Here is a 12,393-nt window from a genome sequence, read left to right as displayed (position 1 = left end):
AACGGCCAGGATCCACAGCAAGTCGACACCCGAGCTGTGAACAGTTGATACTCCACCCCCTCCCCGCCTCTGCGAGGATCGGACCATGCCTGCCCCGTGGTTGCGTCTCGCCGTCGCCCTGTTCGCGGTGAGCTGGGGAGCCAACCAGTTCGCACCGATGCAGCTCGTCTACAGCCGGCACCTGGGGCTCACGAGCGGATCGTTCACCGCGATGCTCGGCGCCTACGTGCTCGGCCTCGTTCCCGCGCTGCTGTACTTCGGTCGCGTCGCCGATCGTGCGGGACGCCGGGTGGTCATCCGCTCGATGATCCCCGTCTCGGTGGTCTCCTCCCTCGTCCTTCTGCTCGGTCCCCTCAGTCCCGAACTGCTCTACGTCGGGCGGGTGCTCGCCGGAGTCGCGTCCGGCATGGCGTTCGGTGCGGGCACCGCATGGATGAAGGAACTCAGTGCCCGGGCGCCCGTCGGCGCCGGCGCGCGCCGGGCCGCGGTGTCCCTGTCGGCGGGCTTCGGATGCGGCGCGTTGTTCGCCGGCGTGGTGGCGCAGTGGCTGCCCGCACCTCAGGTGTCGCCGTACGTTGTCCACATCGCGCTGATGATCGCCGCCCTGGCGCTGGTGTGGCCGGTGCCCGAGACTCGTACCGTCCGAACGGCTCCGGCGGCCACCCGGGTGACGGCGCTGTCGAAGGCGCCCTTCCTACGGGGCGTGGTTCCCTGGACACCGTGGGTGTTCGGCACCGCGACCATCGCCTTCGCGACGCTCCCGCCACGCGTCGAGCAGTCACTGGATGCGGTATCGATCGCGTTCACCGGAACGATCGCGGCGCTCACCATGATCACCGGAGCGGTGATCCAGCCGTGGGTCCGGCGGTTTCTGGAGCACCGCGAGGAGTGGGGGGCACCGGCGGGAGCGGTACTCGGTGTGCTGGGACTCGGTGCAGCCGGCGTCGTCGTCCACACCGACGGCGCCGTCGCGGTCGTCGCGGTCTTCGGGGCGGCGCTTCTGCTCGGTTCGTGCTACGGAGTGCTTTTGATCTCCGGCCTGGTCGCGGTCGAACGACTCGCGCCGGAGGACGAACTCGCACAGTCGGTCGCGGTCTACTACTGCCTGATCTACCTGGGATTCGCGCTGCCGTTCCTCGTCTCCGTCCTGGCGCCGCGGATCGGGTACGGGACGTGCTTCGCTGCGATCGCCGTCCTGATGATCGCGTCGGTCCTGGTCGCGAGGACCGCACCCGCTCCCCGCGCCCGTCCCGCACGCCGCGACGACGTCTCGCCGGTCGGCCGATGAGCGACGGCGGCGGCACCGCGGTGCCGGGGAGTGGCGTGGGCGCCGTCCCCGGAGCCCGGACGGACCACGTCGTCGGACTGCTGCTGGCCGCGGGAGCCGGGCGTCGCTACGGCTACCCGAAAGTGCTTGCCCACGAGGGCCAATGGCTCCGCGCGGCGGTCCACGCCCTGCGGTCCGGCGGGTGCGGGCGCGTTCTCGTCGTGCTGGGGGCCGCACGCGCCGCGCTTCCGTCCGGGGCCGAGGCGGTGTACGCACCGCGCTGGGCCGAGGGCATGGGAGAGTCGCTGCGCGCCGGACTCGATGCGATCGCCGAGGACTCGGACGCGGACTACGTCGCCGTCCATCTCGTCGACCTGCCGGACGTCGGGCCCGACGTAGTCGCCCGCACCATCGACGCCGCCACGAGCACACCGAGCGGGATGGCCCGCGCGTACTTCGGTGTCACGCCCGGGCACCCCGTCGTCCTCGGGCGGCGACACTGGGGGCCGATCGCGGCCCGCGCCGCCGGCGACGCGGGCGCGCGGGAGTATCTGCGGACGCACCGCGCCGCGGTGGCCGCCGTCCCGTGCGGCGACCTGTCCACCGGCCGGGACCGGGACCGTCCCGACGAGCCCGGTTAGCGCGGTCCGAACGTCCGGGTCAGCCAGTCCGCGAGCACGCGTGCGCTGGCGTCCACCTGCGCGGGCCAGTCCATCGCGGAGTCGTCCGCGTGATCGCTCACGTGCTTGACCAGCCGGCAGCGGGCGCCCAGCCGATCGCACGCGAACGCGACCGCGAACCCCTCCATGTCGACCAGGTCGGCGCGCGCGGCGAGAGCGTCGCGGACCGCGGCGTCGGAGACGAAGGTGTCGCCCGTCGCGAGGACCGTCCCATCTCCGTCGGCGAGGTCGATCGCGTCGCGCACCGGGTGGCCCAACGAGCGCAGTACCTCGGCGCTGATGTCGTGGTTCAGCACCGCCGACGGCACGTACAGCCCCGCGTGATGGCCGTGCAGCGCACCGGCAGTGCCGATGTTGACCACCAGGGGCAGGCGGTCCGGGGCATAGCCGGCGAGAGCCTGCGTCACGGCGACGGCGGCCGCGACCTTGCCGATCCCCGTGACGACGACGTCGATGCCGTCGGGCACGTGGGCCGCTTCCTCCCGCGTGGCGCTCACCACGAGGATGCCGGTGCTACTCATCAGGCTCTCCCGAGTTCCGTGACGCCGCCGGTGACGTCGGGCCACATCCTGCCGTGCCGGTTCGCAGGGCTGCACACCCGACCCGTGCTCGCTACAGTTCTGCCATGGCTATCTCGCGTGCACGGATCATCGCGGAACTCGGTGTGGAGCCGACGATCGATCCGGAGGCCCAGATCCGCAGTCGGGTGCAGTTCATGAAGGAGTACCTGCTCTCCACTCCGGCGAAGGGTTTCGTCCTCGGTATCAGCGGCGGGCAGGACAGCACCCTCGCCGGCCGGCTGGCACAACTGGCGGCGGAGGAACTGCGTGCGGAGGGGCACACCGCCGAATTCGTCGCCGTCCGGTTGCCGTACGGCGCGCAGGTCGACGAGGAGGACGCCCAGGTCGCGTTGAAGTTCATCGCGCCGGACCGGTCCCTCGCGGTGAACGTCAAGCCCGGTACCGACGCGACAGCGGGCGAGGCGTCGGGCGCGCTGCGCGAGATCCTCGGCGACGGTGGGCAGCTGCGGGACTTCGTGCGCGGCAACATCAAAGCCCGTGAGCGGATGATGATCCAGTACGCGATCGCGGGTGAGCTCGGCTACCTCGTGGTGGGTACCGACCATGCCGCGGAGGCGCTGACCGGATTCTTCACCAAGTTCGGAGACGGAGGCGCGGACCTCACCCCGCTCACCGGACTCACCAAGCGTCAAGGCGCCGCGCTCCTGCAGGAGATGGGCGCGCCGGACTCGACATGGCGGAAGGTGCCCACCGCCGACCTGGAGGACGACCGGCCGTCGCTGCCGGACGAGGTGGCGCTCGGCGTCACCTACCAGCAGATCGACGACTTCCTCGAGGGCCGGGACGTCGCCGACGACGTGGCCCTCGAGCTCGAACGCATGTACCTGAACACCCGCCACAAGCGAACGGTGCCGGTGACGCCTCTCGACACGTGGTGGCGCGAGGACTGACGGAGGGCCGAGCCCGAGAGCGGACGACAGGGGGCGGTGGTGACGACGTATCTGGTGGCGGGCGGCACCGGGGTGGCGGGCCGGTCGGTGGTGGCCGAACTGGTGCGGCGCGGGGAGACGGTTCGGGTGCTGAGCCGCCGCGGCGGGGCACTGGGAGCCGGCGTCGAACAGGCCGCGGGCGATCTGCTCACGGGCGCCGGACTCGCGCAGGCTCTCGACGGTGTCGACATCGTCATCGACACGACCGACGGCAAGACCCGCCGCACTCGACCGGTCCTGACGACCGGGGCGGGGAATCTGCTGTCGGCGGCACGCGAGGCGGGGGTCTCGCGCGCCGTGCTGCTGTCGATCGTGAACGTCGACCGCAGCACGTTCGGGTACTACCGCGCCAAGACCGAGCAGGAACAGCGGTACGCGGCGTCGCCGCTGCCGACGCAGGTGGTGCGGGCGACACAGTTCCACGAGTTCGTGCCGATGCTGTGCGCCCCCACATCGAAGCTGGGCCTGATCCCGGCGTTCACCGGTGCCCGCTTCCAGTCGATCGACACCGCGGACGTCGCACGCGCCCTCGTCGACGCCGCGCAGACGCCCTCGGTGACGGCTGATCCGGTGGTCGTCGCGGGACCGCAGATCCTCACGATGCGCGAGATGGCGCAGGCGTGGAAGGCGGCCACGGGTGCCCGCGGACGGGTGACGGACCTGCCGATGCCGGGCGCGATGGGCTCGTTCTGGCGAAACGGCTCGAACCTGGTGCCCGACAACCACTTCGGGACGGTGACCTTCGATCAATGGTTGGCGGCGCAGTAGCGGGTGGTCAGCCGCCCGCGAACGGAGGGAGCACGTCCACCTGCGCGCCCACCCCGCTGCTCGGGTCGCGCGTGAGCTCGGAGTCGACGAGATACGCGGCGACCCCGAGGACCTTCGCCATCTGTTCGCCGTAGCGTTCGGCGAGTACCACCCGCAGGTGCGCCAGATCCGCGCCGACGGGCACCGTCAGCGTCTCCTCGGTTCGGCCCGCGGCCTCCGCCGCCGCCGCGAAGTACCGCACCTGCACCGTGCGCACCGTCTCGAGGGTCCCGAAGTCCGTCTCAGCCACCGATCGCTCCCATGCTCCGCCTCGGCGGGACGAAACCCGCCGCGTTGATGCCGTGTCCGGCCCACTTGTCCCACATCGCGGCCCGCCACATCTCGGCCAGGGTCTCGTCGTCGGCGCCGGAGCGCAGGGCGTCCCGCAGGTCCACCTCGCGGTCGCTGAACAAGCACGAACGCACGGTCCCCTCCGCGGTGAGCCTGGTGCGGTCGCACTCCTCGCAGAACGATCGGGTGACCGACGCGATGATTCCGACCGTCGCCGGGCCCCCGTTCACGAGCCATTCCTCGGCGGGCGCGGACGGATCCTCGCGCCCCACCTCCTGTAGGTCGAAGCGCTCGCCGAGAACCCCGAGCAGGGTCTGCGCGTCCACCATGTTCCCCCGTGCCCACTCGTGGTCCGCGTCGAGCGGCATCTCCTCGATGAAACGTAGCGCACACCCCGCGTCGAGGCACCACTGCAGGAGATCGGCTGCACCGTCCAGCGTTTCGGCCATCAGCACCGCATTGATCTTGAGCGGCGCGAGTCCGGCATCCTGTGCTGCGCGGATTCCCGTCAGCACCGACTCGAGGCGGTCGCGTCGGGTCAGTTCAGCGAAGTGCCGGCGGTCGATCGTGTCCAGCGAGACGTTGACGCGCGAGAGTCCGGCGCGGGCGAGGCCGACAGCGCGGTGCTCGAGACCGACCGCATTGGTCGTCATCGACAGCGGAATCCCGGGTACCAGCTCGCTGCACCCGGCGACGATCACCTCGAGGTCACGGCGCATCAGCGGTTCGCCACCGGTGAACCGCACTTCGCGGATCCCGAGGCGGTGCACCGCCACTCCGACAAGCCGGATGATCTCGTCGGCGGTGAGCAGGTCTCGGGCCGGGATCGCGGGCAGCCCCTCTGCGGGCATGCAGTACGTACACCGCAGCGAGCACTTCTCGGTGATCGACACCCGCAGGTCCCGCGCGACCCGCCCGAAACCGTCCAGCAGTTCGGGCACGTCAGGTCGCCCGTCCGTCGACGGCGCCGCCGACCGCACGGTGGGGATTCCCACGTTCACCGCCGTCGCCGTCCGCGCCGTTGTCACCATGTCCCCCAGTATGCCGCCGTCACCGCCCGCGGGCGCGACGACGGATGCCTAGGATTGGTTCTCATGGCACAACGTCCGGGTGCGCGATCCGTCGAAGACCATGCCGCCGACGTGGCCGAACTCCTCGCGCCGATGCTCACGCGGCCCACCGAGACCGTCCGGCTGGCGGACGCCCTCGGTCGGGTGCTGTCCCACGACGTCTGCTCCCCTGTCGATCTGCCGCTGTTCCGCAATTCCCAGATGGACGGCTTCGCGGTGGACGCCGCGTCGATCGCCACCGTCCCGGCGACGCTGCCGATCGTGGCGACGGTGCCGGCCGGCCCGGCCGAGCCGGCCCGGCACGTGCCGGGCACCGCGGTACGGATCATGACGGGGGCGGTACTCCCGGAGGGCGCGGAAGCCGTTGTCCCCGTGGAGGACACCGAGGTGTCCGACGGCAAGGTCACGGTTCACCGTTCGCGCGCCGTCGGCGATTTCGTGCGCGAACGCGGAAGCGACGTCCGCACCGGCATGCTGCTGCTCTCCGCCGGAACCCTGCTCGAACCCCGTCATCTCGGCGTGCTGGCCGCGGTGGGCCTGGCGGCGGTGGCCGTGCGCACCCGGCCGCGCGTCGCGGTGATCACGACGGGGGCGGAACTGGTGGACGCGGGTGCCACCCCGGAGCCGGGGCAGATCTTCGACTCCAACGGCGCGGCACTGTCGGCGAGCCTGCGCGCGAACGGCGCCGAGGTGTCGGTGACGGACCGCAGTAGCGACGACCCGGACGTCTTCCGGACCTGCCTGCGCCGCGCGATCGCCCGCGCCGAACTCGTGATCACGTCGGGCGGCGTCTCGATGGGCGACTACGAGGTCGTCAAGGACGTACTCGCCGAACTGGGCGCCCGCTTCGGGCCGGTGGCGATGCAACCCGGCGGGCCGCAGGGTCTGGCCCTGGTCGACGAGGTTCCGGTGCTGACGTTCCCGGGTAACCCGGTGAGCACGATGGTTTCTTTCGAAGTGTTCGTGCGCCCGCTGCTGCGCCGGGCCGCCGGGCTGCCCGAGGTGCCGCGGGAGGACGCGCCCCTCGCGCACGCCGTGACCTCGGTCGCCGGGAAACGCCAGTTCCTGCGCGGCCGTCGCACCGGCTCGGGTGTGGAGGTGGTGTCCGGTCCCGGGTCCCATCTCGTGGCGGCACTCGCGTGGGCCGACGTGTTGATCGATGTTCCAGCCGACGCGGTGTCCCTCGCCGCGGGCGACCGAGTGAAGGTGTGGCCCCTGTAGTGAGCGAGCAGAACATGACCGAACTGAGCCATCTCGACGGCGAGGGCCGTGCCCGGATGGTTGATGTGAGCGCGAAGGCGGACACGACCCGGATCGCGGTCGCCGCCGGCGAACTCGTGACGACACCCGAGGTGGTCGCGTTGGTGCGCGCCGACGACATGCCGAAGGCCGACGTCCTGTCGACGGCACGCATCGCCGGCATCTCGGGCGCGAAGAAGACGTCGGAGCTGATCCCGCTGTGCCACCAGCTGGCGCTGTCGTCGGTGAAGGTCGAGTTCGGGTTCACCGACTCGTCCATCACCATCGAGGCGACCGCGAAGACCAAGGGCCCCACCGGGGTCGAGATGGAAGCGTTGACCGCGGTCGCGGTTGCCGGTCTCACCCTGCACGACATGGTCAAGGCAGTGGACCCGGCCGCGAGACTCGACGGTGTCCGGCTCCTGACGAAGGAGGGCGGCAAGCGCGGGAGCTGGCGACGCGACGAGCGCGGCGGCGACACCGCCGCACCGGCGCCGGCACGGCCCGAGGTGCGCCCCGATTCGGCGACGGTGCTGGTGGCCTCCACCGGCGGTGCGCGCGGTACCCGGCCCGATACGACTGGCCCGGCGATCGCCGAATGGCTCACCGACCGCGGGTACACGGTGCGCGGTCCCCTCGTGTACGCCGACGCCGACATCGCGGCCGGCCTCGCCGACGCCCTCGCCGACGCCCCGGCCCTCGTCCTCACCACCGGCGGGACCGGCGCCTCCCCCACCGACGCGACCCCCGAAGCCACCCGTGCGGTGCTCGATCGGGAGTTGCCGGGCGTCGCCGAGGAGATGCGCCGGGTCGGCACGCAGGTGACACCGCACGCGTCGCTCAGCCGCGGCCTCGTCGGACTCGCGGGCCGGACCTTGATCGTGAACCTGCCGGGCTCGCCCGGCGGCGTGAAGGACGGCCTCGAGGTGCTGGATCCGATCCTCGAACACCTGCTGGCCCAGATCGCGGGCGGAGGTGCACACGATGAGTGACGTGTTCGCCCGCATCTCCGAGCAGCCCCTCGACCCTGCCGTCGTGGACGCGGCCGTCGCCGGACCGGAGCACGGCGCGGTCGTGGCATTCACCGGCGTCGTCCGGGACCACGACGGCGGGCGCTCGGTGTCCGCCCTCGAGTACCAGGCGCACCCCGACGCCGAACGCTTCCTGCGCCGATGCTGCGAGGAGGTCGCCGAACGCACAGGTTTGCCGGTCGCGGCCGCGCACCGCGTGGGATCGCTGGTGATCGGTGATCTGGCGCTGGTCGCCGCGGTGGCCGCGCCCCACCGCGCCGAGGCATTCGCGGCCTGCGCCGAACTGGTGGAGCGGATCAAGGCGGAGGTGCCGATCTGGAAGCGTCAGACGTTCGCGACCGGAACGTCCGAGTGGGTGGGCCTGTAGCCCGCCGGGTGATCGCCCCGACACCCCCTCGATCGCCGCAACCCGGTATGGTTGCGGGTACTGGACGTCCGCTTGCCGGGCGTCCAGCGTCGTAGAACGCTTCCTTCGCGCCGGATCCGCGCATTTGCTCGCGTGCACCAGCACAAGCATTTCTTGCGGCGATCGATCTTGCCTCCCGGCAATGTCGCCACCTTGTGCAGGCCGTGCACCGGGATCCCCCGGCCGTAGGCGTGCATGACGAATGCCCGAAAGGCACCGACGAACTTGTCCACCAGCGTCACCACCCCGTCCGACGAATCCGCCACGGCCTCCTTCGAATCGCTCGGCGTCCCCGCTCCGATCGTCTCGGCCCTCGCGGACGGCGGCATCACCGCGCCGTTCCCCATCCAGGTCGACACTCTCCCCGACACGCTCGCCGGGCGTGACGTTCTCGGCCGCGGCAAGACCGGCAGCGGCAAGACCCTCGCGTTCTCGATCCCGCTCGCGGCACGCCTCGCAGGCGGCAAGCGCCGTCCCGGCAAGCCGCGCGGTCTCGTCCTGGCCCCCACCCGCGAACTAGCGACGCAGATCACCGCGACGCTCGAGCCGCTCGCCGGCGCGCTGGGGTTGCGCGTCACCACGATCTTCGGCGGCGTCTCGCAGCACCGTCAGGTCAAGGCTCTCGAGTCGGGCGTCGACATCGTCGTCGCCTGCCCGGGCCGCCTCGAAGACCTGATGAAGCAGCGGTTCGTCACACTCGACGCCGTCGAGATGACGATCCTCGACGAGGCCGATCACATGGCCGACCTCGGCTTCCTGCCCGGCGTCACGCGCATCCTCACCGCGACGCCCTCCGGCGGGCAGCGCCTGCTGTTCTCGGCGACGCTCGACAACGGTGTCGACAAGCTGGTCAAGCGCTTCCTGCAGAACGAGGTGCTGCACTCGGTCGACGAGGCGAACTCGCCCGTTGCCGCCATGACCCACCACGTGTACGACGTTGCCGGCGTGGAGGCGAAGAAGGCGCTCGTGCACAAGCTGGCGTCGGGGCAGGGCCGTCGCATCCTGTTCATGCGCACCAAGCACCAGGCGCGCAAGCTCGCCCGCCAGCTGACCGAGTCGGGCATCCCGTCGGTGGACCTGCACGGCAACCTGTCGCAGAACGCTCGCGACCGGAATCTGGCCGCATTCTCGGAAGGCACCGCCCGCGTGCTGGTCGCCACGGACGTCGCAGCCCGCGGTGTGCACGTCGACGAGGTGGAGCTCGTTGTGCACGTCGATCCGCCGGCCGAACACAAGGCGTACCTGCACCGTTCGGGCCGCACCGCGCGTGCCGGAAGTGCCGGTGACGTCGTGACCATCGTTCTGCCCGAACAGCGTAAAGACCTCTCGGCCCTGATGCGCAAGGCATCGATCAAGGTGACGCCGGTGCAGGTCACGGCCGACTCCGAGCACGTGGTCACGCTGGTCGGCGAACCGGCACCGCACGTGGCGCCCGCGCCCAAGACGGACAAGCCCGCGGGCGACGGTCGTCGTCAGGGACAGGGTCAGCGTTCCGGCCGACGGGGCGGCGGTGCCCAGAACGGCCAGGGTGGGCGCAGCCGCGGTCCCCGCACCGAGGGTGCCGGTGGCGCCGGCGGCCAGGGCGGCGGCGGACGCCGACGCTCTGGTGGACGCTCGGGCGCTACCGGCGGTTCCGCCTCGGGTTCGGGCGGGGGCGGACAGGCGGCGGGCGGCGGCTCGCGCCGCCGGCGCGGCTGAAACCGCGGCTACCCGCTCAGAAACGTTCCCAGTGGATCGCGTCGGACAGGTCCCGACGCGTCCGCCAGCCGAAGCGTTCCAGATCCGGAACCTCCTGGAACTGGTCCACCTTGCCGACGCACAGCCACGCGATGGGGCGGACCGGTGCGGGAATGCCCAGCAGGTCCGTGAGGTACTCCTCGTCGTAGAACGACACCCAGCCGACACCGATGTTCTCGGCGGCCGCCGCCAACCACAGGTTCTGGATGGCGAGCACCGCCGAGAACAGGCCGGTGTCGTCGATCGTGTGTCGGCCCAGAATGTTCTGTCCGCCGCGGGACGGGTCGTACGTGACCACGATGCCGGTTCCGCTCTCCCGGATCCCCTCGATCTTGATGGGGTCGAACGTCTTTCGCCGGTCCTCCGGTAGCGAGTCGGCGAACGCCCGGCGACGTCCGGCAACGTGCTCGGCGAAGGTGTCGAGCGTGTCCTGGTTGCGGACCACGATGAAGTCCCACGGCTGGGTGTTGCCGACGCTCGGGGCCGCGTGCGCCGCACCGAGCACCCGCTGCAACGTCTCGTCGGGGATCAGCTCGCCACTGAACTCGGCGCGGACGTCACGGCGTCGGCGGATGGCTTCGTACACGGAAACGAGAGATTCGGTCACGCCTCCACGGTAGCCGCCGCACCACCGGCCTCTCCCGCGGTCGGGTCAGACTTCGACGGTGTACCGGTGCACGCCCATCATGGTGTCGCTCTCGAGGTAGTCGGCCTCGGGTTCGACGCACGCGTCGAGCAGTGCATCCACCGCGTCCGGATCGAGGTCCATCCCGATCACGACGAGTTCGGTGCGCCGGCCCTCCCCCGCCACCCAGCGCTGCGGGGTGAACCGGATGTGGTCGCCCACCACCTGCAACAGGTACTTCTGCTGGTATCCGGGCACACCGAAGTAGACGAAGCCCTTGATCCGGTAGACGCCGGCGGGTTGCTTCTCGAGGAATCGGATCAACCGACGCGGGTGCATCGGCAGATCGGACGTGAACGTGACGCTGTCGTACATCGCGTGGATGTGCGGATCGTGATCCCCGCCGCACTCACCGCACTGCTCCGACGGCTCGTCGAGACCGAGGAGCAGGTCGTCGAACGACAACTGCTGACCGGGGCGGGCGGTCGGGCGCGGTGTCCGATCGAACAGCAGACCCGGGTCGACTCTGCCCTGCACGGTGGACAGCACCGCGGCGCGGGGGTTGATCCGGCATACGTCCGCGAGCAGCGCGTCGTGCGCGTCGGCGTCGATGCGGTCGGTCTTGTTGAGGACCACCAGGTCCGCGATCGCGACGTGCTGATCCAGTTCCGGATGCCGCTGCCGGCTGCTCTGGTACTCGGCGCCGTCCACCAGCATCACCAGGCCCCCGTACGTGATGTACGGGTTCTCACTGCCGAGCACGAGCCGAATCATGTTGCGGGGTTCCGCGAGCCCGCTCGCCTCGACGACGATGACGTCGATCTCCGACCGGCGATGCGCGAGCCTGTTCAGCATCTCGTCCATGTCGCTGACGTCCACCGCGCAGCACAGGCAGCCGTTGCTCAGCGCCATCATCGAATCGACCTGTCCGGCAACCATCATCGCGTCGACGTTGACCGAGCCGAAGTCGTTGACGATGACGCCGATCCGGGTGCCGCCGTTGTTGTGCAGGAGATGGTTGAGCAGGGTCGTCTTCCCCGATCCGAGGAACCCGGCGACGATCACGACAGGGATCGACCGTGGAGCCCGCTTCTTCGCCACCCCGACCCTCCCAGTTACCGACGACACCAACCGGTCATCGTACTAGTGCGCCGGCCGGGCAGACGCGGGCGTGAACCGACCACGGCTCCACACACCCCCGGGGTATTCTTCCCCAAAGTGCCGGCCCCGGCACTCGAGCGATGGAGGCTATGGACATGCGCCGCACTCTGCCCGGCAATCGGTTCCCCGGACGCCTGTTTCCCGGCCGCCTGGCCGCAGCAGCGGCGTGCGCAGGTATAGGTGCGACGCTCCTCGCCGGTTGCGGCACCGACGGTGGCGACGCGCCCGCTACCTCTCCTCGACTCGTCGACGTCCGGGAGTTCGCCGACATCGCGGCGTCCGACGACACATTCGTCCTCAACGTGCACGTCCCCGACGAGGGCACGATCGCCGGAACGGACGGTGCGATCCCGTTCGACGCCCTGGCCGCCGAGGCGGCGGCACTGCCGTCGGATCACGGCACCACGATCGCGGTGTACTGCATGTCGGGCAACATGAGCGCCACCGCCGTGCAGGATCTCGCCGACCTCGGCTACACCGACGTGGTCGAACTCGACGGCGGCATGATGGCTTGGATGGCCGACGGGCGCGAATTGCTTCCTCCGGCAGCCTGATCCGTCCCCCACCGT

The 12,393-nt window shown here is 70.7% G+C and carries 14 protein-coding genes; 9 read left to right on the top strand and 5 right to left on the bottom strand.

The window, feature by feature from the left end; all coding sequences use genetic code 11:
* Positions 1-85: 85 nt before the first annotated feature.
* Positions 86-1,288: an MFS transporter gene (locus A6I89_RS02170; RefSeq protein WP_022596999.1), complete on the top strand. Its 1,203-nt coding sequence runs from the start codon at positions 86-88 to the stop codon at positions 1,286-1,288.
* A complete protein-coding gene (locus tag A6I89_RS02165) occupies positions 1,285-1,908 on the top strand; it encodes a nucleotidyltransferase family protein (RefSeq protein WP_022597001.1) in 624 nt (207 codons plus the stop codon). Before A6I89_RS02170 ends, A6I89_RS02165 begins: the two co-directional genes overlap by 4 nt.
* Here A6I89_RS02165 and A6I89_RS02160 read toward each other — a convergent pair.
* Positions 1,905-2,468, bottom strand: coding sequence for a nucleosidase (locus tag A6I89_RS02160; protein ID WP_022597003.1), 564 nt, complete (start codon positions 2,466-2,468; stop codon positions 1,905-1,907). The two genes, A6I89_RS02165 and A6I89_RS02160, sit on opposite strands and share 4 nt — an antisense overlap.
* 104 nt (positions 2,469-2,572) lie before the next feature.
* On the opposite strand from A6I89_RS02160, the gene nadE reads away from it, so the two are divergent.
* Together nadE and A6I89_RS02150 are read left to right on the top strand one after the other, a co-directional pair.
* Complete coding sequence (nadE, locus tag A6I89_RS02155) at positions 2,573-3,418, top strand: ammonia-dependent NAD(+) synthetase (protein ID WP_005518910.1); 846 nt, start codon at positions 2,573-2,575, stop codon at positions 3,416-3,418.
* 39 nt (positions 3,419-3,457) lie between these two features.
* The gene (locus A6I89_RS02150; RefSeq protein ID WP_037086167.1) at positions 3,458-4,225 is read left to right on the top strand and encodes an SDR family oxidoreductase; all 768 of its coding nucleotides are present in this window, start codon (positions 3,458-3,460) and stop codon (positions 4,223-4,225) included.
* A gap of 7 nt (positions 4,226-4,232) precedes the next feature.
* On the opposite strand, the gene A6I89_RS02145 is transcribed toward A6I89_RS02150, so the two are convergent.
* Both A6I89_RS02145 and moaA read right to left on the bottom strand, forming a co-directional pair.
* Positions 4,233-4,514: a MoaD/ThiS family protein gene (locus A6I89_RS02145; RefSeq protein ID WP_022597005.1), complete on the bottom strand. Its 282-nt coding sequence runs from the start codon at positions 4,512-4,514 to the stop codon at positions 4,233-4,235.
* Entirely contained in the window at positions 4,507-5,586 is a 1,080-nt protein-coding gene (gene moaA, locus A6I89_RS02140; RefSeq protein ID WP_022597007.1) for a GTP 3',8-cyclase MoaA, read from the bottom strand. The genes A6I89_RS02145 and moaA overlap by 8 nt, the downstream gene beginning before the upstream one ends.
* 63 nt (positions 5,587-5,649) lie before the next feature.
* Here moaA and A6I89_RS02135 point away from each other — a divergent pair, with 63 nt between their 5' ends.
* The 4 genes from A6I89_RS02135 (at position 5,650) to A6I89_RS02120 (ending at position 9,999) form a co-directional block, all read left to right on the top strand.
* Positions 5,650-6,846, top strand: a complete 1,197-nt coding sequence (locus A6I89_RS02135) for a molybdopterin molybdotransferase MoeA (protein WP_005518904.1) — start codon at positions 5,650-5,652, stop codon at positions 6,844-6,846.
* Positions 6,847-6,860: 14 nt separating this feature from the next.
* Positions 6,861-7,856 carry a bifunctional molybdenum cofactor biosynthesis protein MoaC/MoaB gene (gene moaCB, locus A6I89_RS02130; RefSeq protein WP_013416664.1) on the top strand — a complete coding sequence of 332 codons (996 nt, stop codon included), beginning with the start codon at positions 6,861-6,863 and terminating at the stop codon, positions 7,854-7,856.
* A complete protein-coding gene (locus A6I89_RS02125) occupies positions 7,849-8,262 on the top strand; it encodes a molybdenum cofactor biosynthesis protein MoaE (protein WP_013416665.1) in 414 nt (137 codons plus the stop codon). Before moaCB ends, A6I89_RS02125 begins: the two co-directional genes overlap by 8 nt.
* Before the next feature lie 234 nt (positions 8,263-8,496).
* Complete coding sequence (locus tag A6I89_RS02120) at positions 8,497-9,999, top strand: DEAD/DEAH box helicase (RefSeq protein WP_005518900.1); 1,503 nt, start codon at positions 8,497-8,499, stop codon at positions 9,997-9,999.
* A gap of 16 nt (positions 10,000-10,015) precedes the next feature.
* On the opposite strand, the gene bluB is transcribed toward A6I89_RS02120, so the two are convergent.
* Both bluB and A6I89_RS02110 read right to left on the bottom strand, forming a co-directional pair.
* Positions 10,016-10,645, bottom strand: coding sequence for a 5,6-dimethylbenzimidazole synthase (gene bluB, locus A6I89_RS02115; protein WP_005518899.1), 630 nt, complete (start codon positions 10,643-10,645; stop codon positions 10,016-10,018).
* Between the two features lie 45 nt (positions 10,646-10,690).
* The gene (locus A6I89_RS02110) at positions 10,691-11,764 is read right to left on the bottom strand and encodes a CobW family GTP-binding protein (RefSeq protein WP_044991310.1); all 1,074 of its coding nucleotides are present in this window, start codon (positions 11,762-11,764) and stop codon (positions 10,691-10,693) included.
* A gap of 155 nt (positions 11,765-11,919) precedes the next feature.
* Here A6I89_RS02110 and A6I89_RS02105 point away from each other — a divergent pair, with 155 nt between their 5' ends.
* Positions 11,920-12,378: a rhodanese-like domain-containing protein gene (locus A6I89_RS02105; protein WP_013416668.1), complete on the top strand. Its 459-nt coding sequence runs from the start codon at positions 11,920-11,922 to the stop codon at positions 12,376-12,378.
* Positions 12,379-12,393 lie beyond the last annotated feature (15 nt).

The organism is Prescottella equi, assembly GCF_002094305.1.
GTDB lineage: Bacteria > Actinomycetota > Actinomycetes > Mycobacteriales > Mycobacteriaceae > Prescottella > Prescottella equi.
The sequence above is the reverse complement of the archived record's forward strand: the minus strand, read 5'-3'. Positions and strand labels throughout refer to the sequence as shown.